Annotated in this window: 20 protein-coding genes and 1 pseudogene; 16 read left to right on the top strand and 5 right to left on the bottom strand. The window is 71.7% G+C overall.

All coding sequences use genetic code 11. From position 1 onward, the window contains the following. Positions 1-11 precede the first annotated feature (11 nt). The 3 genes from AS857_RS03895 to AS857_RS03885 are packed head-to-tail and all read right to left on the bottom strand — an operon-like array spanning position 12 to position 2,146. Positions 12-263, bottom strand: a complete 252-nt coding sequence (locus AS857_RS03895; RefSeq protein WP_058042090.1) for an acyl carrier protein — start codon at positions 261-263, stop codon at positions 12-14. A gap of 25 nt (positions 264-288) precedes the next feature. Then, positions 289-1,233: an ACP S-malonyltransferase gene (locus AS857_RS03890; protein ID WP_058041675.1), complete on the bottom strand. Its 945-nt coding sequence runs from the start codon at positions 1,231-1,233 to the stop codon at positions 289-291. A gap of 16 nt (positions 1,234-1,249) precedes the next feature. Then, positions 1,250-2,146: a proline iminopeptidase-family hydrolase gene (locus AS857_RS03885; RefSeq protein ID WP_058041674.1), complete on the bottom strand. Its 897-nt coding sequence runs from the start codon at positions 2,144-2,146 to the stop codon at positions 1,250-1,252. 241 nt (positions 2,147-2,387) lie between these two features. On the opposite strand from AS857_RS03885, the gene AS857_RS03880 reads away from it, so the two are divergent. From AS857_RS03880 to AS857_RS40965, 10 genes and pseudogenes are all read left to right on the top strand, one after another. Beyond that, the gene (locus tag AS857_RS03880) at positions 2,388-3,602 is read left to right on the top strand and encodes a cytochrome P450 (RefSeq protein WP_058041673.1); all 1,215 of its coding nucleotides are present in this window, start codon (positions 2,388-2,390) and stop codon (positions 3,600-3,602) included. Between the two features lie 35 nt (positions 3,603-3,637). After that, positions 3,638-4,858, top strand: a complete 1,221-nt coding sequence (locus AS857_RS03875; protein WP_058041672.1) for a cytochrome P450 — start codon at positions 3,638-3,640, stop codon at positions 4,856-4,858. Between the two features lie 26 nt (positions 4,859-4,884). Continuing rightward, a complete protein-coding gene (locus AS857_RS03870; protein WP_058041671.1) occupies positions 4,885-5,076 on the top strand; it encodes a ferredoxin in 192 nt (63 codons plus the stop codon). A gap of 10 nt (positions 5,077-5,086) precedes the next feature. Further along, a complete protein-coding gene (locus tag AS857_RS39790) occupies positions 5,087-6,247 on the top strand; it encodes a thioredoxin family protein (RefSeq protein WP_160330176.1) in 1,161 nt (386 codons plus the stop codon). A 180-nt stretch (positions 6,248-6,427) separates the two neighbouring features. Beyond that, complete coding sequence (locus tag AS857_RS03860) at positions 6,428-7,795, top strand: L-lactate MFS transporter (RefSeq protein ID WP_058041669.1); 1,368 nt, start codon at positions 6,428-6,430, stop codon at positions 7,793-7,795. Continuing rightward, positions 7,792-7,905, top strand: coding sequence for an MFS transporter small subunit (locus AS857_RS42250; RefSeq protein ID WP_420823907.1), 114 nt, complete (start codon positions 7,792-7,794; stop codon positions 7,903-7,905). The genes AS857_RS03860 and AS857_RS42250 overlap by 4 nt, the downstream gene beginning before the upstream one ends. A gap of 153 nt (positions 7,906-8,058) precedes the next feature. Then, positions 8,059-10,281 (top strand): HelD family protein, encoded by a 2,223-nt coding sequence (locus AS857_RS03855; RefSeq protein ID WP_058041668.1) that lies wholly within the window; start codon positions 8,059-8,061, stop codon positions 10,279-10,281. 368 nt (positions 10,282-10,649) lie between these two features. Next, positions 10,650-11,903, top strand: a complete 1,254-nt coding sequence (locus AS857_RS03850) for a helix-turn-helix domain-containing protein (RefSeq protein WP_058041667.1) — start codon at positions 10,650-10,652, stop codon at positions 11,901-11,903. A gap of 599 nt (positions 11,904-12,502) precedes the next feature. Beyond that, positions 12,503-13,669: a methyltransferase domain-containing protein gene (locus AS857_RS03845; RefSeq protein WP_173864723.1), complete on the top strand. Its 1,167-nt coding sequence runs from the start codon at positions 12,503-12,505 to the stop codon at positions 13,667-13,669. A 62-nt stretch (positions 13,670-13,731) separates the two neighbouring features. Beyond that, positions 13,732-13,830: pseudogene (locus AS857_RS40965) on the top strand (IS982 family transposase); the annotation flags it as partial. 169 nt (positions 13,831-13,999) lie between these two features. On the opposite strand, the gene AS857_RS03840 reads toward AS857_RS40965, so the two are convergent. Further along, positions 14,000-14,518: a hypothetical protein gene (locus AS857_RS03840; RefSeq protein ID WP_058041666.1), complete on the bottom strand. Its 519-nt coding sequence runs from the start codon at positions 14,516-14,518 to the stop codon at positions 14,000-14,002. Between the two features lie 150 nt (positions 14,519-14,668). Here AS857_RS03840 and AS857_RS03835 point away from each other — a divergent pair, with 150 nt between their 5' ends. The 5 genes from AS857_RS03835 to AS857_RS03815 all read left to right on the top strand — a co-directional run bounded on the left by AS857_RS03835 (position 14,669) and on the right by AS857_RS03815 (position 20,712). Further along, on the top strand, positions 14,669-15,421 hold the full coding sequence (locus tag AS857_RS03835; protein ID WP_058041665.1) for an HAD family hydrolase: 753 nt from the start codon (positions 14,669-14,671) through the stop codon (positions 15,419-15,421). Next, on the top strand, positions 15,418-17,802 hold the full coding sequence (locus AS857_RS03830) for a glycoside hydrolase family 65 protein (RefSeq protein WP_058041664.1): 2,385 nt from the start codon (positions 15,418-15,420) through the stop codon (positions 17,800-17,802). The genes AS857_RS03835 and AS857_RS03830 overlap by 4 nt, the downstream gene beginning before the upstream one ends. 58 nt (positions 17,803-17,860) lie before the next feature. Then, entirely contained in the window at positions 17,861-19,099 is a 1,239-nt protein-coding gene (locus tag AS857_RS03825; protein WP_079110043.1) for a MalY/PatB family protein, read from the top strand. A 125-nt stretch (positions 19,100-19,224) separates the two neighbouring features. Then, positions 19,225-19,662: an Rrf2 family transcriptional regulator gene (locus AS857_RS03820; protein ID WP_058041663.1), complete on the top strand. Its 438-nt coding sequence runs from the start codon at positions 19,225-19,227 to the stop codon at positions 19,660-19,662. A 42-nt stretch (positions 19,663-19,704) separates the two neighbouring features. After that, positions 19,705-20,712, top strand: a complete 1,008-nt coding sequence (locus tag AS857_RS03815; RefSeq protein ID WP_058041662.1) for a quinone oxidoreductase family protein — start codon at positions 19,705-19,707, stop codon at positions 20,710-20,712. 17 nt (positions 20,713-20,729) lie between these two features. Here AS857_RS03815 and AS857_RS03810 read toward each other — a convergent pair whose 3' ends face one another. After that, complete coding sequence (locus tag AS857_RS03810; RefSeq protein ID WP_058041661.1) at positions 20,730-20,933, bottom strand: cold-shock protein; 204 nt, start codon at positions 20,931-20,933, stop codon at positions 20,730-20,732. 283 nt (positions 20,934-21,216) lie between these two features. Here AS857_RS03810 and AS857_RS03805 point away from each other — a divergent pair, with 283 nt between their 5' ends. Next, on the top strand, positions 21,217-22,335 hold the full coding sequence (locus tag AS857_RS03805; RefSeq protein ID WP_058041660.1) for a GNAT family N-acetyltransferase: 1,119 nt from the start codon (positions 21,217-21,219) through the stop codon (positions 22,333-22,335). Positions 22,336-22,344: the final 9 nt, after the last annotated feature.

The following is a 22,344-nucleotide window of genomic DNA, read 5'->3' as shown; positions in this document are numbered from 1 at the left end:
CCCGGCCCCCGCTACGCGGCGGTGCCGGCCAGCATGCTCTCCACGGTCTTCCAGAGGATGCCGGGGTTCTCGAAGTTCTCCATGGCCAGCGCGCCGTCGAGGAACCGCACGTCATAGGTGCTCTCCAGGTTCCCGAGCAGCTCGACCACGCCCAGGGAGTCCAGCCCCAGGTCGCGCAGGGCGGTGCCGCTCTCCAGGGGCTCGTCCGGTGCCAGGAACGGCAGGAACTTGCGCAGCAGCTGTTCGAACTGGTCGTCCCACATGATGGATCCCATCGTCGGAGGGTGCTCAGGCGGCGCCGGCACGGCGCCGTGGTGTCATCGCCAGCCGCGGATTGGCCGGGATGACCTCGAAGTTGTCCGTCGTGCGGCCGACCCGGCCGAAGAGGCTGTCCGGGCCCGCGACGCAGACCCGCCCGACACCGGCCTCCTTGAGGGCGGTCACGACCGCCGGCCAGTTCAGCGGGCGGGTGAAGCTGTCCAGCAGCATCGTGCGGATGCCGTCGGCCGAGTGCAGGAGAGTGCCGTCCTGGTCGGCGACGACCGGCAGCTCCGGGTCGGCGAAGTCCAGGGTGGACACCACCTCCCGCTCGGCCTTGGCGCGCAGCCCCGCGAAGGCGGCCGAGTGCATGGGCGGCCGCATCGTGTACAGCGACATCCCGCCGACGGCGCGCAGCCGCTCCTGCAACCAGGCGACCCGGCCCTCGGCCAGCGAGAGCATGAAGAAGTCGTCGTCGATGAAGCAGGAGATGTCGTGCCACTCGCCCTGCTCGTCCAGGTCGGCGAGGATCTCGTCGAGCCGCTCGCGCGGGGTGCGCACGAAGGAGAGCGTGACGATGTCGCGGTGCTCGTGCCGGAAGTACTCGTCCATGCAGCGGGCCAGCTCGGCGGTCATCCGTATCGCCTCGGCCACCGGCAGCGCCCCGGAGAAGGCGATCGCCGCCTTCTCGCCGAAGCTCGGCCCGGCGCAGAGGGCGGGCTCGATCCCCAGGTTCTGCCGCGCCCATTCGGCGGAGGCGAGACAGTTCACGAGGAAGGCGACCTGCGCCGCCTCGGAATAGTCCCCGTCGGCCTCGCGGAATTCGTCGACCAGGGAATAGCCGAGCACGTCGTCGGCGACGGCGACGAGTTCGCGGGCGAACGGGTTCACCACCATGAACCGGCCGACGTCGGTGAACGCGGACGGGCCCATGCCGGGAAAGACGACGGCGGTGTTGTGTGTCTGGTCGGCCATGAATGCCACGTCCTCTCTACAGGCTCTTCAGGAATCCGGTCAGCACCTCGGTGAACCGTTCCGGCTCCTCCAGGTGCGGCACGTGACTCGAATTCTCGAAGACCTCCCAGCGCACGTCCGGAATGCGGTCGTGGAACGGCTGCATCGTCACCGCCGTCGCCTCGTCGTAACGGCCGTTGACGAGCAGGGTCGGCGCTTCGATCGCGTCCAGGCCGTCGATGACCGACCAGTCCTTCAGGGTGCCGATCACATGGAATTCGTTCGGCCCGTTCATCGTGTAGTACACGGTCGGGTCGTTGTAGATCTCCATGAAGGAGGAGAGGAAGTCCCGCGGCCACGGCAGGGCCCGGCACACGTGCCGGTCGTAGAAGACGCGCATCGCGGTGAAGTACTCGTCCGAGTCGGTCGTGCCGGCCGCCTCGTGGCGCCGCAGCGTCTCGTCCACGCCCGGCGGGAGTTGCGACCGCAGCACCTCCATCTCGCCGAGCCACAGGGGATACGAGGCGGGCGAGTTGGCGATGACGAGACCGCGCAGGCCGGAGGGGCGGGCCGAGGCGTGCCGGGCGGAGAGCAACCCGCCCCACGACTGGCCGAACAGCACGTAGTCGCCGGCGATACCGAGGCGCTCCAGCAGGTTGTCCAGCTCGGCGAGGAAGAGCTCGGGGGTCCAGAAGTCCGCGCCGCGGTCGGGCAGGTGCGTCGATCCGCCGTTGCCGAGCTGGTCGTAGTGGACGACCGGCCAGCCGGCGTCGGCGAGGGCCGTGAGGCCCAGCAGGTAGTCGTGCGTACTGCCCGGGCCGCCGTGCACGGCGACGACGGCCGGCCGGCCCGCACGGAGTTCACCGGTGATCCGGTACCAGGTCCGGTACTCCCCGAAAGGGACCGTTCCCTTTGCGCTGGGGTCCGAGGACACGGCAAGCACCTCACTCGACGTCGTGCAGGGGGTCGTGACCGACGCTAACCCGCTGCGGCGGCGCGCCAGGACCCCTAACGGCCCCTAGCGCAGGAGGGGTTGCCGCCGCGCCCGCGCCGGTGCCGTCGAACTGGGGCCGGTAGGGGGTGCTCCCGCGCACCGGGGGTGTTTAGCGTGCGAACGGCGGCAGCCCGTTTCCCACGTGCCCGCCCGTACGACGTACCGAGTGCGAGAGGGCACCATGAACCCATCTGCCGAGCAGCACCCCGCATTCCCCATGGCCCGCCGGTGCCCCTTCGGTCCGCCGGAGGAGTACGCCAAGCTCCGCGCGACGGAACCGGTCTCCCGGGCCACCCTCAAGGTCAACGGCAAGCCCGCCTGGCTGATCACCAGGCACGAGCACATCAAGAAGGTGCTCGGCGACTCCCGGGTGAGCGCCAACCTGAAGCTGCCGGGCTATCCGCTGCAGGTCCCCGTGCCGGAGGAGATGCTGCAGGCCGTCCCGCTGACGTTCCTGTCGATGGACCCGCCGGACCACACCGTCCAGCGCCGCATGCTGGCGCCCGAGTTCAGCGTCCGCCGGATGCGGGAGCTGCGGCCCCGGGTCCAGCAGATCGTGGACGAGCGCATCGACGCGATGCTCGCCGCGGGCGGCCCGGTGGACCTGGTGACCGCACTCGCGCTGCCCGTGCCCTCCCTCGTGATCTGCGAGCTGCTCGGCGTCCCCTACGAGGACCACCCCCGGTTCGAGACCTGGGCCGGGCAGATCATGAGCCGCGACATCGGCGAGGAGGAGCGCGGGCGGGCGCACTACGAGCTCGACCGGTACGTCGACGGCCTGGTCACCGCCAAGGAGAGCGAGCCGGGCGACGACATGATCAGCCGGCTGATCGAGAAGAACCGCGCGGAACCGGCGGTCGAGCACGCGGACATCGTCAGCATGGCGCGGCTGATGCTCGTCACGGGCCACGAGACGACCGCGAACATGATCGCCCTCGGCACCCTGGCCCTGCTGGAGCACCCCGAGCAGCTCGCCGCGGTGACGGCGGACTCCGCCCTGCTGCCCCGGGCCGTCGAGGAACTCCTGCGCTACTTCAGCATCTCCGACTCCGGCACCGCGCGCGTGGCCCTGGAGGACATCGAGATCGGCGGCACCGTCATCCGCGCCGGCGAGGGCATCCTGCCGCTCAACAACGCGGCCAACCACGACGAGGCCGTCTTCGCCGACCCCGACACGCTCGACGTCCACCGCGAGGAGGCCCGCAGCCACCTCGCCTTCGGCTACGGCGTCCACCAGTGCATCGGGCAGAACCTCGCGCGCCTCGAACTCGACGTCGTATACGGCACGCTCTTCCGGCGCATCCCCGGCCTCCGCCTCGCCGCCTCCCCGGAGGACCTGCAGTTCAAGGACGACGCCATCGTGTTCGGCGTCTACGAGCTGCCGGTCACCTGGTAACCATCCGCACGACGCACCGAGTTCGAGAGGGCACCATGACGCACTCCGCCGACCGGGCGCGCCACCCGGCGTTCCCGATGAAGCGCACCTGTCCCTTCAGCCCGCCGGAGGAGTACGCCAAGCTCCGCGCGACGGAACCGGTCTCCCGGGCCACCCTCAAGGTCAACGGCAAGCCCGCCTGGCTGGTCACCACCTACGAGCACGTCAAGCAGGTGCTCGGCGACTCCCGAGTGAGCTCGAACCTCAAGCTGCCCGGATACCCGCACCAGTTCCACATCCCCGAGGAGATGCTCCAGTCGGTGCGGCTGATGCTGCTGTCGATGGACCCCCCGGACCACACCGCCCAGCGCCGCATGCTGATCCCCGAGTTCACCGCGCGGCGGATCAAGGCCATGCGCCCGCGGATCCAGGAGATCGTGGACGAGCGCATCGACGCCATGCTCGCCGCGGGCGGCCCGGTGGACCTGGTGACCGCGCTCGCGCTGTCCGTGCCCTCCCTCGTGATCTGCGAGCTGCTCGGCGTCCCCTACGAGGACCACGCGCAGTTCGAGGAGTGGTCGGCGGTGATGATGAACCACGACGCCGCCCCCGAGGAGTACGGAGCGGCGGTCCAGGCGCTGGACGGCTACCTGGACGCGCTGGTCACCAGCAAGGAGGAGCGGCCGGGCGACGACCTGATCAGCCGGTTCATCGAGAAGAACCGGGTGGAGCAGGTCGCCGACCACACCGACGTCGTGACGATGGCGCGGCTGATGCTCGTCGGCGGCCACGAGACCACCGCCAACATGATCGCCCTCGGTGTGCTGGCGCTGCTGGAGCACCCCGGGCAGCTGGACGCGGTCAAGGCCGACCCGGACCTGCTGCCCCGCGCCGTCGAGGAACTCCTGCGCTTCTTCAGCATCTCGGACTCGGGCGCCGCGCGCGTGGCCCTGGAGGACATCGAGGTCGGCGGCACCGTCATCCGCGCCGGCGAGGGCATCCTCCCCCTCAACAACTCCGCGGACCACGACGAATCCGTCTTCCCCGACCCGGACACGCTGAACGTCCACCGCGAGGAGGCCCGCAGCCACCTCGCCTTCGGCTACGGCATCCACCAGTGCATCGGCGCGAACCTCGCCCGCGTGGAGCTGGAGGTCGTCTACGGCACCCTCTTCCGGCGCATCCCCGGCCTGCGCCTGGCCGCGCCCCTGGAAGAGCTCGGGTTCAAGGACGACGCCATGGTCTACGGCGTCTACGAACTGCCCGTCACCTGGTGACCGGCTCCGGAGAGAGGTTCCCCGCCATGCGCGTCAGCGTGGAGACCCCGCGGTGCGTGGGGTCGGGTCAGTGCGTGATGCTCACCCCGGACGTCTTCGACCAGGACGACGACGGGATCGTCGTCCTCCTCCAGGAGGCTCCGCCGGAAGAGGTGCACGAGGACGTCCGCCAGGCCGCCATGACGTGCCCGACCCAGGTCATCAGCGTCGACGAATAGCATGGGGCGCATGCATGCGCGTCTGATCCAGTTCCCGGAGCAAGGCCTTCCAGGCACCCTCGTCCGCTACACGGAGGGCGGGGGCGAGCCCGTGGAGGTGGAGCCGCGCGGCCCGGTGGCGCTGTCCTCCGGCTCCCGGCTCGTCTACGTGATCGACGCGGCCGATGCCGGGGCGGACGACAAGGAGGCCCTCGCGGACGGCCTCGCCGGGCTGCCGTCCGACGCGTTCGTCGTCGCCGACCTGGGCGGCGCGACGGACGGCATGCTCCGGGCCGTCGCGGGGCAGCGGGCGGTCAAGACGCTCGTGCTGTCGGGCGACTTCACCGACGAGGGCGTCGCGGCGCTGGGCACCATGCCGGAGCTGACCGACCTGGTGCTGGAGTCGCCCCGGTTCACCGGGGCGGGGCTGGCCGCACTCGCCGGGTCCGAGACGGCCGGCTCCCTCGACACCCTCGTCCTCAGCGGCACCACGGCGTTCGAGCCCCGGTCGCTGGCCGTCCTGGCGGAGGTGCCGCACCTGGCCTCCCTCGCCTTCGAGGGCGTCCGCGTCGACCACACCCTCGCCGACGCCCTGATCGCGCTCACGCCGCACCTCGCCGAGGTGTCGGTGGCCGAGCGCCCCGGTCACGACCTCGCCCTCGACGTGCTGGAGCGGCTGCTGGCCGCCGGGCTCAGCGTCAACGGCATCTCCGCGCCGCCGGAGAACGCGGTCCTCTTCGCCCGCGCCGCCGCCGAGGCCGCGGACACCGGCGGCTTCGAGGACGAGGAGGAGGGCGAGGAGGACTTCGAGGACGACGAAGGCGAGGAGGACGAGGAGGACGAGGAGCCGCAGGAGCGCGGCGTGCTGCGCGAGATCACCGACGAGGCCGAGCTGGACCGGCTGCTCGCCGGGCCCGTGCCCGTCCTGGTCGACCTCACCGCCCCGTGGTGCGGCCCGTGCTCCCTGCTCACCCCCGTCCTGGAGGACGTGGTCGAGGCCTGCGGCGACGCCCTGACCGGAGTGAAGATCGATGTGGACCGGGCCGACTGGGCGCAGGAGCGGTTCGACGCGATGGGCGTGCCCACCGTGATCCTGCTGCGCAAGGGTAAGGAGAGCTTCCGCTTCAGCGGTATCGCCCCCGCGGCCCGGATCAGCGGTTGGCTGGCCGCGGTGGGGGTCGTCGCCGGCTGAGCGGGCCCGACGCAGTCCGGTGCGGTTCGGCCGCGCTCCGAAGGGGCGCGGGGAGCTGCGCGACCGGCCGCGGTGCGCCTGCAGGTGATGCACCCGGCTGCCGGTGAAGCGCTCGGCTCCCCGGCGGCCGGTCCACCCGCGGTCTGGGCGCGGGCCCCGAAGGCGCTGTAGCGTCCGTCCATGCCTGCCCGATCCGGTGTCGTCGCACCGCCGGGGTGGAGCCGCTGGCTGGTCCCGCCCGCTGCGCTGTCCATCCACCTGGCCATCGGCCAGGCCTACGCCTGGAGCGTGTTCAAACCGCCGCTGGAGTCCTCGCTGGGCCTGTCCGGCACGGCCTCGGCGCTGCCCTTCCAGGTGGCGATCGTGATGCTCGGCCTGTCGGCCGCCTTCGGCGGCACCCTCGTGGAGCGCAACGGCCCCCGCTGGGCGATGTCCGTGTCGGCCGTGTGCTTCTCGTCCGGCTTCCTGGTGGCCGCCCTGGGGGCGGCCACGCGCCAGTACTGGCTCGTCGTGGTGGGCTACGGCCTCATCGGCGGGACCGGGCTGGGCATCGGCTACATCTCGCCGGTCTCCACGCTCATCAAGTGGTTCCCCGACCGCCCGGGCATGGCCACCGGCATCGCCATCATGGGCTTCGGCGGCGGCGCCCTCATCGCCTCGCCGTGGTCGTCCGCGCTGCTGTCGCACTTCGGCACGGACTCCTCCGGCATCGCGCGGACGTTCCTGGTGATGGGGGTGGCGTACGCCGTGTTCATGACGCCCGGCGTGCTGCTCGTACGGGTGCCTCCCGATGCCCGGCGGCCGCCGGGAGGAGCGGCGGACCGCGCGCCGTCCCGGGAGCTCGTCACGAGCGCTCAGGTATCGGCCCGCAACGCCCTGCGCACGCCGCAGTTCTGGTGCCTGTGGGTCGTTCTCTGCGCGAATGTCACGGCGGGCATCGGCATTCTGGAAAAGGCCGCCCCGATGATCACGGACTTCTTCGCGGACTCCTCCTCCCCCGTGGGTGCGGCCGCGGCCGCGGGATTCGTCGGCGTGCTCTCGCTCGCCAATATGCTCGGCCGGATCGTCTGGTCCTCCGCCTCGGACATCACCGGCCGCAAGAACGTCTACCGGCTCTATCTCGGCGCGGGCGCGCTCATGTATCTCGTCATCGCCCTGGCCGGCAGTTCGTCCAAGCCGTTGTTCATCGCCTGCGCCGGTGTGGTGCTGTCCTTCTACGGCGGCGGGTTCGCTACCGTGCCCGCCTACCTCAGGGACCTCTTCGGGACCTACCAGGTCGGTGCGATCCACGGCCGGCTGCTGACGGCGTGGTCCACGGCCGGGATCCTCGGTCCGCTCATCGTCAACTCCGTCGCCGACGCCGGGAAGTCCGCGGGCCGGACGGGGCCCGGCCTCTACACCACGTCCTTCCTCGTCATGATCGGGCTGCTGGCCGTGGGCTTCGCGGCCAACGAGCTCGTCCGGCCCGTGCACCCGCGCCACCACGAGCCGGCCGGCGGCGGGGGCCGGCCGCCGGCGGCCGTACCGGAGAAGGGGGCGGGGCTGTGACACCCGTGCGCAAGGCGGTGCTCGTGCTCAGCTGGCTGTGGGTGGGGGCGCCCTTCGCCTACGGGGTGTACGAACTCGCCTCGAGGCTTCGGCAATTGTTCACCGGGTGAGCCGCCCGGAAAGCAGGAAATCCCCCGGCCGTATTGACGGACGGGGGATTTCTCTGCGTATATTGAATATTTCCCTGCCTTGCGTGAACCAGGGCAGGGGAAGCCTTATGAAGTCATCGTATCCCGGTGGGAGCTGAATTGTCAATCGCGGACATGCGCAACGAGCAAGAATTCATCGATCTGCTCCACGAACGCCTGGCCGAGCTGCGCGCCGGAGCCGAGACGGCGGTGGAGCAGGCCCTCGCGCAGGGCGGCAGCACCTTCCAGGCCCGGCTGGAGCGCGATGTCATGGTGGCCGAGCAGTCCGGGCTCCTCTCCGCCTTCAACGCCGGCGAGCGGGGCCTGTGCTTCGGCCGGCTCGCCTTCCGGGACGGCCGCGACCACCACATCGGCCGCATCGGCATCCGGCGCGACGACGCCGAGCGCACCCCGCTCGTCATCGACTGGCGCGCCGAGGTCGCCCGCCCGTTCTACCTCGCCACCGGGCACACCCCCATGGGGCTGCGCCGCCGGCGGCACATCACCACCGAGGGCCGCCGCGTCACCGCCCTGCACGACGAGATCCTCGACCTCGCCGACACCGAGCGCACCGGGCACGAGGGCTCCGACGCCGACGCCGTGCTGCTCTCCGCCCTCGACGCGGCGCGCACCGGCCGGATGCACGACATCGTGCAGACCATCCAGGCCGAGCAGGACCGCATCATCCGCGCCCCGCACCGCGGCGTCCTCGTCGTCGAGGGCGGGCCCGGCACCGGCAAGACGGTCGTCGCCCTGCACCGCGCCGCCTTCCTGCTCTACGCCCACCGCGAGCAGCTGGCCCGGCGCGCCGTGCTCATCGTCGGCCCCAACCCCGCCTTCCTCGGCTACATCGGGGAGGTGCTGCCCTCGCTCGGCGAGACGGGCGTGCTGCTCGCCACCCCCGGCGAGCTCTTCCCCGGCGTGACCGCGACCGGCACCGACACGCCGCGGGCCGCCGAGGTCAAGGGCGGCGCGGCGATGGCCGGCGCCCTGGCCGCCTACGTCCGCGACCGGCAGACCCTCCCCGGCCCCGTGACCGTCATCGACCACGAGGACGGCGAACTGCACCTGGACGCGGACATCGCCTCCGACGCGCGGCACCACGCGCGCGCCACGAACCTGCCGCACAACCTCGCCCGCCCCTACTTCGCCTTCCACGTCATCGACGCACTCACCCGGCAGCTCGCCGACCGCATAGGCGCGGACCCCTTCGGCGGGCCGAACTTCCTGGGCCCCGACGACATCGCCCAGCTCGGGAAGGCCATCGCCGCCAGCCCTGCGGTGCACGCGGCCATCGAGGAGCTGTGGCCCGCCCTCACGCCCCAGGAGCTGATCGCGGACTACCTCGCCGACCCCGTCCACCTCCCCGAGGCCGATGCCGCGGCCGTCCGGCGCGAGGGCGGCGCCTGGACGCCCGCCGACGTCCCGCTGCTGGACGAGGCCGCCGAGCTGCTCGGCGAGGACGACTCGGCCGCCCGCGCCGCCGCCGAGGCCGAGCGGCAGCGGCAGGTCGCCTACGCCCAGGGGGTGCTCGACATGTCCTACGGCTCCCGCACCCAGGAGTTCGAGGACCGGGAGGACGAGGACTCCGAGGTGCTGGCCGCGCACGACCTCGTCGACGCGGAGCGGCTCGCCGAGCGGCACGAGGAGGAGGACCACCGCAGCGCCGCCGAGCGCGCCGCCGCCGACCGCACGTGGGCCTTCGGCCACATCATCGTGGACGAGGCGCAGGAGCTGTCCCCGATGGCCTGGCGGCTGCTGATGCGGCGGTGCCCCACCCGCTCGATGACCCTGGTCGGCGACCCCGCGCAGACGTCCGAGCCGGGCGGCTGCGGCGCGTGGCGGACGGTCCTCGAACCGTACGTCGGGGACCGCTGGGAGCACGTGCGGCTCGGCGTCAACTACCGGACGCCGGCCGAGGTCATGGAGGTCGCGGCGGGCGTCCTGCGGTCGGCCGACCCGTCCTTCGAACCCCCGCGCTCGATCCGCTCCACGGACGTGCGCCCCTGGGCGCTGCACACCGGCGACCTGCCGCGCGCGGTCGCCGAGGCCGTCGCCGAGGAGCTCCCGCACGAGGGCCGCCTGGCGGTCATCGCACCGCGCCCGCACCACGCGGCGCTCGCCACGGCCCTCCCGGACGCCGCCCACGGTCCGTCCCCGGACCTGACGCGGCCGGTGGTCCTCCTGGATCCGCGGCAGGCAAAGGGCCTGGAGTTCGACGCGGTCATCGTGGCGGAACCGGCGGAATTCGGCCTGAGCGACCTGTACGTGGCCCTTACCCGGGCGACGCAGCACCTGGGGATCGTGCACACGGGCACGCTTCCGGAGGGCTTGGAGGGCGCCCTGCTCGCCCGCTGACGCGACGGGGACGACGCGCCGTTGCGGCGGACCCGGGTGCCCCGCGCCCTGAACCCCGCCGCGACGGCGAGCAACGCCCACGCGGCGGACCGGCGGTGCCGAGCGGCGATCAGCCCTGCCCGCCTGCGCCCCCGTCACTCCGCCCACGACGGATCGCACTCAGCGACTCGGACGCGTGGGACTGACCTGCAGCACCACAGAGCCCCCACGCTCGTCACCCGACAGGGCGGCGCGCGTGGGGCCTTCGCTGGTTCCAGGCACCTTCGACCTGCGCTTACCGAGAGACGGGTGACTCTTCGCTGCTCGACCTCCCCGCGTCGGGCGTACCGTGGCGGCAAGGCATCAACCACGGCTCCAGGCAGGGGAGTATGTCGAAGGAACTCGGGGAGAACGTCAAGAAGCACCGGCGCACAGCGGGACTCACTCAGGAGGCCTTGGCCCTTGCCGCTGGAGTCGCGCCGTCCACAGTGGCCAAACTGGAGCAGGGCGGAAACGTCCGCATCGAGACTCTGCATCTGCTCGCCCGCGCCTTGCATGTGAAGACGTCACAGTTGATGGCGTCCGACACTCCCGCTCCCGTCCGAGAAGAGGACCCGACAAAGGTCGGCCTCGTTGAACTGCGAAATGCTCTCACCCCCGCTATCGGCTTCGCAGCCCCAGTGATGGACACTCCCGAGCAAGAGCCGGGTCTACCGGCCCTCCTTGATGTGGTACGACGAGGGTCTGCAGCCTACGACTCGGACAAGTTTGGATCTGTGGCAACCACACTGCCTCAGATCATCAGTGATTCTAATTCGGCCGTGTCCTACTATGATCACGGTAGCGAACACGATAAGGCGCTTTCAGTGCGCGCCGAAGCCTACTTGCTAGGTGGCCGATACCTGACGCAGGTTCGGCAATACGACCTTGCCTACCACGCCCTGTCCGGATCCATCCGTGACGCACAAGAGGTAAACGATACGAACACGGCAGCGTACGCAATCGTCATCATGTCGTGGCTGCTGCTACGACAAGGTCGCTTCGATGACGCGGAAAACTTGGCCGTCGAAACAGCAGACCATATCGAGCCCCGCATTTCGAAGGCTACTCCCGAACATCTGGCAGTCTGGGGCTGGTTGGCACTCCAAGCCGCAGCCGCAGCCGTGCGGAACAACCGAGAAGATCACGCGACAGACGCCCGACGCATTGCCGCCTCTGCCGCATCTGCGCTCGGAACAAAGTCCGCTGATGCGCGACACCGGTACGGCCGATTCGACCTCAAGGTTGCCACGATGAAGGGGCTTGAAGACGAGCTGATCAAAGAAGGTGGTGACCCGTACCGCGTGATCGAGGAATCGACAGGACAGGCGCCGCTGTCTGACAGGTCGATGAAGGCCACCGGAGTCCCTGAAACCGACAAAGAATGGAACCGGCACCGCCTGACCGTAGCAACCGCTTATTCGAAAATCGGAGATCATGAGAACGCGATGGAGCGGTTGACGGCCATTGAGTACGTGAACGGCGAATGGCTTCGGCATCAGCGGACCGCCACGGATGTAATGGAACGCATCGCCAGGAAGCGCAAGAGGACCCTCACCGGCGAAATGCGTCGGATGATGTCACTGCTGGGGGTCACGGCCTGACTGCCGCGTTCCGCAGTAGTTGGGCTCCTGCCGAGCGGGCCTCTGCTGCCCTGCGTATGGGTCGCCAACACCGGGGTGGCAAGCTGCTACGAAACGCTCGTGACGCTCAACATCCCTGAGTCCTACCGTCGTTCAGACCTACTCAACGGACTCAGGGAGTCAGCGTGGTCATCAACCCGCAGACCGGAGCAGGGTGCCCCATGCAGCGCAACGTGAGGCGTACTGACGCTGACAGGGCGCGCCGGAGGACGGCCGTGAGTGCATCGCCCTGGCTGCTGACCTGAGGGAAGCCCCGCCGTACCGGCACAGGGGCAGGCACCAGCCCCCGTCCGGTCATTCAAGTGACGGACACCGCCCGATGCGGTGAGGCGACCGGGCGGCTGTACCAACGCACGGCGGTACGGGGATGGTCTCCGTACCGGCACACTGCGTCTATGGAGTCAGCGTCATGGCTTGGTGGTTGACGATGCTTGACGAAGGTAACCCGCAGGACGACAGCAACAGCGGCAACAAGCACGGCGGGGGCGGTTCCGACGAGGGCGGCAACACGAACGATGGCAAGGACCCGGCGGACGGTAAGTAGCTTGAACGCGCACAGCATGGAGGAGGCGGGTCCACAGGGGCTCGCCTCCGCGCTCATGGAAGCCGGAGCGCTCAAAAGCGATTGGTTGCCTGCCTTCGAGGCAGTGCCCCGTCACCTGTTTGTGCCTGATGTGATCTGGCCCGGTCGTGCTGGGATGAATCGGCAGAGTGACCGCGTGATCCGCCGCGAGGAACCTGAAGCATGGTGGCAGGCCGTTTACCGTGACGCGCCGATCACGACTCAATGGGACGACGGAACGTACACCGGCCCCGGCAGGGGCAAGACCCCGTCGAGCTCCAATTCCATGCCCACCATGGTCTTTTCGATGCTGGATGCACTGAGCGTCGAGCAGGGCCAGAGGGTGTTGGAGATCGGCACCGGTACCGGCTGGAACGCCGCGCTGCTGTCTCACCGGATCGGCGCGGAGAACGTCGTCACCGTGGAGGTGGACGCGGACAGCGCATTCAAGGCGCGCAGCCGTCTTGAGGCGAACGGATACAAGCCGGTGTCGGTCATCGGGGACGGAGCGCAGGGCTACGCCAGTGAGGCCCCGTACGACCGCGTCATTGCCACATGCTCCATCGGCAGTGTCCCCCACCAATGGATCACGCAGACGAAACCAGGCGGTCTCATCGTCGCGCCGTGGGGGCCGACGTACGGCGGAGAGGCAGTGGTTCGCCTCGAAGTCGCCGACGACGGTTCGGCTTCGGGGCGGTTCGTCGGCTCGTCTGCGTTCATGCGTCTGCGTGATCAGCGCACGCGGCGGGAGCACGTCCGCGAATACCTCAAGGGTCGGCAGTGGCCGGCGGATGGCGTTCGCAGCACGACCGCTCTTTCCCCGGAAGACGTTGGAGACTGGGCCGTCATGTTCGCCATCGGGGTGCAGGTCCCCGGCGCGTTCCCGTGGATGGAGTCCTACCCGGACGGGTCGTACACGCTGTGGCTCCGGGACACGGCGGTCACGTCGTGGGCCACGGCCGACTACGAGCAGGGTCGGGGAGAGTTCGAGGTCTACCAGTCAGGACCCCGGCGACTCTGGGACGAGGTGGAGGCCGCGTACCGCTGGTGGGCCGACCAGGGACGGCCGGGGTTCAACCGCTTCGGACTGACCGTGGACGGCGACGGCGAACGGGTCTGGCTGGACTCGCCGGGCAACGTCGTACCCGTCAGCGTGACCTCATAGCGAACCAGCAGGAACAGCCCCGCCCGTGCGCCTCCCGACGCGCCGGCGGGGCCTCCGCATGCGTCCGCGCCCTGCAGCGCATTCTCGCGCTCACCGCCGCGATCCGGCACAACGACCACACCGGCCGGCCGATCATGCGCGCCCTGACCGCCTACGACCACCAAACCCCCTGGGATCGTCATCCAGCCGGCAGGTGCGCGCTGACGGTGGGATTACGGACCGCGGGGCGTGATCGAGTTCCGCCGCCGCGAGTGGCGAGGCGGCGGCTCCGGTACTGCCGGTGCCGAGACGGACGAGGCACCGGGCGCCGAGCCTCCGCCCCGCCGAACCTCAGGCGCCCTCGGCCGGAGCCTCGTTCCAAGCCCCCGTGACCGCCGCGACGACCACCGAGCCGATGACGATCAGACGGTGGGTCAGTGCGTCGAGCTGCTGTCGCTGGGCGGGCGGGAGGTGCCATTCCTCCCACCATGCGACCTGCTCCTGCGTGCGCGGCGCGGGCGACTCCGACGCCCACGCCTCGCGCAGGTGCGCGGCGAGCGGTGCCACGGCGCGGGCGTGCTCGGCGTAGGCGGAGATCAGCGCCGTCATGTGACTGGTCGGCAGGTGGGCGTACCACTGGTTGCGGACGTTCTCGGCGAGGGCCGCGACGTCCTCGAGCCACAGCACGTGCTGGGTGATCCACCCCTGCGGGTCGGTGCTGCGGGGCATGTCCGGCAGCAGGCGCGGCTCGACCGCGTCGCGGTGGGCGAGGAAGGCCCGGCCGAGGGCCAGCTCCTCGTCGTGGGGGATCCAGACGCGCTCGCCCAGGGCGACCGCGGCGGCATCGACAGCATCAACAGGATGGGTCATTTGATCACTTTACGGGTCTGAACGGAGCACTCCGCACCAGCCCGCCCGGGCGTACACGGCCTTCGGGTGGACGGGAGCGGCTGCTGGGCGACGGGCGCAAGCGAGTGTATGCGCCGGGCGCGCGCCCGGCCGACGGGGCATCATGGCCGCATGACGAGCCTCGGCCTTCCCGAGTCCATCCGTGCCTGTCTGTTCGACCTGGACGGGGTGCTCACCCGGACGGCGACCGTGCACGCGGCCGCCTGGAAGGAGATGTTCGACGCGTTCCTCGAAGCGCGGGACGGGGAGGGCTTCCGCCCGTTCGACGCGGTGGAGGACTACGACCGGTACGTGGACGGCATGCCCCGGGCCGACGGCGTGCGTTCCTTCCTCGCGTCGCGGGGTATCCGCCTGCCCGAAGGAGGTCCGGACGACCCGCCGGAGCGGGACACCGTCCAGGGCCTCGGGACCAGGAAGAACGCGATCGTCCTCGAGAAGATCAAGGAGATGGGCGTGGAGGCCTTCGAGGGCTCGGTGCGCTACGTGCACGCCGCCCGCGCGGCCGGCCTGCGGCGGGCCGTCGTCTCCTCCAGCGCCAATTGCCACGACGTGCTCGTGGCGGCGGGCATCGACGACCTGTTCGAGGTGCGGATCGACGGGGTGGTCGCCGCCGAGCGGAAGCTGCCCGGCAAGCCCCGCCCGGACACGTTCCTGGAGGCGGCGCGGGAGCTCGGGGTGTCCCCGGCCCAGGCGGCCGTCTACGAGGACGCGCTGGCGGGCATGGAGGCGGGCCGGGCGGGCGACTTCGGCTACGTCGTCGGCGTCGACCGCGTGGGCCAGGCCGAGGCCCTGCGCAGCCACGGCGCGGACGTGGTCGTCCAGGACCTGGAGCAGCTGCTGGGAGAGGCGGGCGAGCACACGTGATCACCCATCCGGCCTATGCCGTCGAGCCGTGGTGCCTGCGCGAGACCGAGCTGAACCTGGAGGTGCTGCCGCAGAGCGAGTCCGTCTTCGCCCTGGCCAACGGCCACATCGGCTGGCGCGGCAATCTGGACGAGGGCGAGCCGCACGGCCTGCCGGGCTCGTATCTGAACGGCGTGTACGAGCTGCGCCCGCTGCCGTACGCGGAGGCCGGTTACGGCTATCCGGAGTCGGGGCAGACGGTCATCGACGTCACCAACGGCAAGGTGGTCCGGCTGCTCGTCGACGACGAGCCCTTCGACCTGCGCTACGGCCGGCTCCTGCACCACGAGCGGGTGCTGGACTTCCGCACCGGTCTGCTGCACCGCACCGTGGAATGGACGTCGCCCTCCGGCCGGACGGTGCGGGTGCGCTCGACGCGGCTGGTGTCCTTCACCCAGCGGGCGGTCGCGGCCGTCGCCTACGAGGTCGAGCCGGTCGACGGCGAGGCGCGGATCGTCCTGCAGTCGGAGCTGGTGGCCAACGAGCAGCTGCCCCGCGTCGGCGGGGACCCCCGGGTGGCGGCGGTGCTGGAGTCGCCGCTCGTCCCGGAGGAGCACTCGGCCGAGGAGGGCGTGCTGCGCCTGGTGCACCGGACCCAGCGCAGCGGGCTGCGGGTCGCGACGGCCGCCGTGCACGCCGTGGACGGCCCCGAGGAGACGAAGTCGTACTCCAAGAGCAGCGCCGACCTCAGCCGGTACACCGTCACCACGGTGCTGCGGCCGGGGCAGCGGCTGCGGCTGGAGAAGACCGTCGCCTACGGCTGGTCGAGCACCCGCTCGCTGCCGGCGATGCGCGACCAGGTGGACGCGGCCCTGGCGGGCGCCACGAGCACCGGCTGGCGGGGGCTGTGCGCCGAGCAGGAGCAGTACCTGCAGGAGTTCTGGGAGCGGGCGGACGTCGAGGTCGACGGCGACGCCGAGATCCAGCAGGCCGTGCGGTTCGCCCTGTTCCACGTGCTGCAGGCGGGGGCGCGCGCGGAGTGCCGGGCCATCGCCGCGAAGGGGCTGACGGGCCCGGGCTACGACGGCCACAGCTTCTGGGACACCGAGACCTTCGTCCTGCCGGTGCTCACGTGCACCGCGCCCCTGGCGGCGGCGCAGCCGCTGCGGTGGCGCCACGCCACCCTGCCGGCCGCGCTCAACCGGGCCCAGCAGCTGGGGCTGAACGGCGCGGCGTTCCCCTGGCGGACCCTCAACGGCGACGAGTGCTCGGCCTACTGGCCGGCGGGCACGGCGGCGTTCCACGTCAACGCCGACATCGCGGACGCCGTGGTGCGCTACCAGCTGGCCACGGGCGACACCACCTTCGAGCGGGAGGTCGGCCTGGAGCTGCTGGTCCACACGGCGCGGCTGTGGCGCTCCCTGGGCCACCACGACCACCAGGGGCAGTTCCACATCGACGGGGTGACGGGCCCGGACGAGTACAGCGCCGTCGCCGACGACAACGTCTACACGAACCTGATGGCACAGCAGAACCTGCGGGCCGCGGCGGACGCGGCCGAGCGCCACCCGGACCTCGCAGCGGGCTTCGGCGTGGACGACGAGGAGACGGCGGCCTGGCGGGACGCGGCGGCGCGGATGAACCTGCCGTACAACGAGGTGCTCGGCGTCCACGAGCAGTCCAACGGCTTCACGGGCCACCAGACGTGGGACTTCGCCGGGACCGCTCCCGACCAGTACCCGCTGATGCTGCACTTCCCCTACTTCGACATCTACCGCAAGCAGGTGATCAAGCAGGCGGACCTGGTCATGGCCATGTACCTGCGCGGGGACGCCTTCACCGACGAGCAGAAGGCCAACAACTTCGCCTACTACGAGCCGCTCACGGTGCGCGACTCCTCGCTGTCCGCGTGCGTCCAGGCCGTCATGGCGGCCGAGGTGGGGCAGCTGCGGCTGGCGTACGACTACCTCGGCGAGGCCGCGATGATGGACCTGTCCGACCTGGAGAGCAACACGCGCGACGGCCTGCACATCGCCTCGCTGGCGGGCACGTGGATCGCCCTGGTCGCGGGCTTCGGCGGGCTGCGCCACTGTGACGGGTCGGTCGGCTTCGCCCCGCGGCTCCCCGAGCAGCTGGGCCAGCTGGCGTTCACGGTGCAGGTGCTGCAGCGCCGGCTGCACGTCGAGATCACCGGGCAGACCGCGACGTACGAGCTGGTGGACGGCGACGCCCTGGAAGTCACGCACTACGGGGAGCCGATGACGCTGAAGCAGGGCGCGATCGTGAGCCGGAAGGTGCCGCACGTCCCGGACACGCCCCCTCCGGCGCAGCCCGCGGGGCGGCAGCCGGCGCACCGTGGCTGGGCGGCGGGGCGGCAGGAGAGCGGGGCGGCGGAGGTGTGAGCGCCCGGCTCGAATGCCCCACTACCGGCCCCGCCCCCGCGTTCGGACAATGATCTGCATGTCCGATGACTGCGTGTCCGAAGCCCGCGCGTCCGATGTCCCCGCATCCGGTGCCCCGGCATCCGGTGCCCCCGCGCCCGGCGAGGAGGGCAACCCCCTGCGCCGGCTCTCCCTCGGTGAACTGCGGCGCCGTACGAGCGCGAAGTGGCGCACCTATCCGCCGGACGTCCTGCCGCTGTGGGTGGCCGAGATGGATGCGATGCCGGCCGGCGCGGTGACGCGGGCCCTGACCGGTGCGCTCGCCCTGGGCGACACGGGATACCCCTCCGGTTCGGGGTACGCCGAGGCCCTGGACTCCTTCGCCAGGAAGCGCTGGGGCTGGGACGGCGTGGTGCCGGAGCGGACGGCGACCGTCGCGGACGTGATGCGCGGCTCGGTCGAGATGCTGAAGCTGGTGACCGGGCCGGGCGACGCGGTCGTCGTCAGCCCTCCCGTGTACCCGCCGTTCTTCGGGTTCGTGGAGCACGAGGACCGGCGCGTGGTCGAGGCGCCGCTGGGCGCGGACGGGCGGCTGCGCACGAGCGCCCTGGAGGCCGCGTTCCGGCGGGCGACGGCGGGCGGGCGGCGTGCCGCGTACCTGCTGTGCAACCCGCACAACCCGACCGGCACGGTGCACACCCGCGCCGAGCTGACGGCGGTGGCGGAGCTCGCGAACGCCTACGGGATACGCGTCGTCGCCGACGAGATCCACGCCCCGCTGGTGCTGCCCGGCGCGGAGTACGTGCCGTATCTGTCGGTGCCCGGTGCGGAGGACGCCTTCTGCCTGCTGTCCGCCTCCAAGGCCTGGAACCTGGCGGGCCTCAAGGCGGCCGTGGCCGTCGCGGGCCCGGCCGCGGCGGACGACCTGGCCCGGCTGCCCCAGATCGTCGGCCACGGCCCCAGCCACTTCGGGGTCGTGGCGCACACCGCGGTGCTGCGGGACGGCGGCGACTGGCTCGACGCCGTCCTGACGGCGCTGGACGGGAACCGGCGGCTGCTGGGCGAACTGCTGGAGCAGTACCTGCCGGACGTCCGGTACCTGCGCCCGGAGGGCACGTACCTGGCGTGGCTGGACTGCCGGGCGCTCGGGCTGGGCGACGACCCTGCGGCCGTCTTCCTGGAGCGCGGCCGGGTCGCGCTGAGCAGCGGCCTCCCCTTCGGCACCGGCGGGGCGGGCCACGTGCGGCTGAACTTCGCCGCCTCGCCCGAGGTGCTCACCGACGCGGTGCGCCGGATGGCGGTGGCCGCGGGGCGGTGAGGCGCGGGCTCCGGGGCGGGCGCGCAGCCGGGGCCGGCGGAAGAAGATCTTGACAACCCCAGTGTCGTAACTGAAATAGTTACACCGCCGCCCGGAGAACCGCCCGACGAACCGAGGAGGATGCGATGGCCGCGAACAGCAGGCTCACCGTGGCCGTCCACGTGCTGACCTGGATGGCACTCGTGAAGGGCCGCGGCCGGGACGTGGTGACGTCGGATCAGATCGCCGACAGCGTCAACACCAACCCGGTGGTCATCCGGCGGAGCCTGGGCGAGCTGCGCAGGGCCGGCCTGGTGGAGGCCCTGCACGGGGCCGGCGCGGGCTGGCGGCTGCTGCACGAGGCGGACGCCATCACCCTGCTGGACGTCTACCGGGCGGTGGAGACCGAGCCCTTGTTCGCCCTCCACCGGGCGGAGCCCAACCAGAAGTGCCCGATCGGCGCGGGCATCCGGCCGGCCCTGGAAGAGGTCTACGACGGGGCCGAGGCGGCCGTGCGCGGCGCCCTCGGCGGCACCTCGATCGCCGACGTCCTGCGGGGCACGCTGGCCGGCCGGGCCGGCTGAGGGCCGGAGCACCGGCCGCACACGAACGGACCAGGGAGACCCATGCGCGCGATCCAGTACGGCAACCACGGCGGCTACGACGAACTCCGGCTGGTCGACCTGCCGGTGCCCGAGCCGGAGCCGGGGCAGGCCCTGGTCCGCATCACCTACGGCACGGTCAGCCCGCTGGACGACACCGTCCGCGCGGGGCGGATGTCGCCGGACCTGCACAAGCCGCTGCCGATCGTCCCCGGCGGAGCGGCCGTCGGCGTGGTGGCCGACCCGGGCACGTCGGGGCTGGCCGCGGGCGCCCGGGTGGCCGTCACCGGGCAGGGCCGCGGCCTGAGCGTGGACGGCACATGGCGCGAGTACGTCGCGGAGCACCCCGGCGCCCTGTCGCCCGTGCCCGACGGGGTGACGGACCGGCAGATGGCCGCGCTGCAGGCGGGCGCCGGGCACGTCACCGCCTACCTCGCCCTGACCGAGCTGGCCCGGATCCGGCCGGGGCAGAGCGTGCTCGCCCCGGGCATCGGCGGGGCGGTGGGCATGGGCACCGCCCAGGTGGCCGCCGAGCTGGGGGCGTCCCTGGTGATCTCCACGGCCGGCAGCACAGCCAAGGCCGAGCAGGCCCGCGCGGCCGGCTTCGACCACGTCGTGGACCTCTCCCGCGAGACCCTGCGCGCGGGCGTCGCGCGCCTGACCGGCGGCAAGGGCGTGGACGTGGTCGTCGACGGCGTCGCCGGGCCCCTGCTGGGCGACGCCCTCGCCTGCCTGTCCCGGGGCGGGAACTACGTCTCCGTGGGCTACGCCGGAGGCACGCGCGGCACCGTCGACGTGACGGACCTGATCTGGCGGACCACGCGGGTCCACGGCTACATGTTCGACATGTTCCCGCCCGCGACGGCGGCCGCGGCACGTCGCACGGTGACCGGCTGGCTGGCCGAGGGCCGCTTCGACCCCGTCGTCGCCCGGGAGTTCCCCCTGGAGGAGGCCGCCCGGGCGCAGCGTCACCTCATCGAGGACCGCCCGTTCGGACGCGTCCTGCTGAAGGTCGCCGGAGACGGCCGGTAGGGCCGGGGCGCGGCCCCTCACTCACGGACGACGTTCTCCGCCTGGGGCCCCTTGGGGCCCTGGGTGACGTCGTAGGAGACGCGGTCATCCTCGTGCAGTTCCTTGAAGCCCTGCGTCTGGATGGCCGAGAAGTGGACGAACACGTCGGGGCCGCCGTCGTCCTGCTGGATGAAGCCGAAGCCCTTGTCCGCGTTGAACCACTTCACCTTGCCTGTTGCCATGTGATTCCAGTCCTTCGTCCTTCTCGCACGGCGCGGCGGGCTCCACCCGCCGGCCGCGGCCGGTCACGGCCGGCCCGGTCCCTCACCTTTCCCCTCCCGACGGGCGGAGATGCCCTCCGTTTCCCTCTCTTCACCCCTTCGGAGGGAAAGCCGCCGCTTCCCGTCTCCCGTCCGCGTTTGCCCCATTTGGCGGCGCAGTCCCGCTATATTCGACGACCGGGAGCGACGGGCGGCGACGGCCGGCGCTCCGGGTGTCCGTGACCGCAGCGGCGGAAAGGACCAAGTGATCGGCTCGTACGCGTACGCATCACTGCCGGAAGCGACCGCGCGCCATCCCCTGGCCCCGGCGCGCGGCCTGTACAGCAGCGACTCCTGGCTGGAGCTGCTGCACGGGCACGGCCACCGTTACCGCTGGCTGCTGATGTGCGCGCGGGAGCGCGCGGCGGCCCTGACCCCGCTCACCGACGGCCCGTCGGTGCAGACCGCGCGCTACCACCCGGGCTTCCTCCTCCACGGGCGGCTCCCGGCCGAGCGCTGCGTCGTCGCCGGGCCCCGCACGGGCTACCTCAACGAACTGCGCTACGGGCCGGAGCGGCTGCCGGCCGACGAGGTCGCCGAGGGCCTGCTGGCCCCCGGGGAGCGGGAGCCGGCGCCCGGGGCCGCCCTCCTGCCGTACCTGCCGAGCGGGCCGGCGGCGGCCTTCGAGACGGCGGGCCACCCGGCCGGCCTGATCGCCTGGGACGCCTGGCTCGACGTTCCCGGCACCGGCTTCGACGGCTACCTCGCCGGGCTGGAGAAGACCCACCGCAATCAGGTGAAGGACGACCTGCGGCGGTACACCATGGCGGGCGTCGCCTTCTCCACCCGCCCGCTGACCGGCCCCGACGACGACACGGGCGACCTGCTGGCGCTGCACGAGCGCATGTACGGCTCCGTCTACGACCGGCCCGGCTCGCGCTTCTCCCGCTATCTGGCCCGCTGCGCCGAGCTCCCCGGCGCCTACGTCGTGCGGGCCCGGCTCGCGGGCCGCACGGTCGGCTGCCACCTGGTCTTCCACTACCGCGACGTGCTGTGGGTGCGGCTGATCGGCGTCGACGAGTCCCGCCCCGGCACGCGCGGCTGCTATTTCGGCCTGATGTTCTACGAACCGCTCCGGCTCGCCCACGAGCTGGGAGCCCGTGCCGTGCACCTCGGCATCGGCACCTCCCGGGCCAAGTCGCGGCGCGGCGCGCGGCTGGAGCCCCTGTGGACGGTGGCCGTCACCACCGGCGGCCGGGTTCGCGACCGGGCGCGTGAGGGGCTCGCCGCGCGGGCCCTGGACCTGCCGGACCCCGCGCCCGAGGGGGACGGCCCCGCGCCGGACTCGCCGTCCGCGTGGGTCCGGCCGTCGTGGGCGGGGTGACGGGGGGCC

The organism is Streptomyces roseifaciens, from assembly GCF_001445655.1.
In the GTDB taxonomy this organism is placed as follows: Bacteria; Actinomycetota; Actinomycetes; order Streptomycetales; family Streptomycetaceae; genus Streptomyces; species Streptomyces aureoversilis.
Note: the sequence above shows the minus strand (reverse complement) of the source record. Positions and strands in the feature narration are given on the sequence as shown.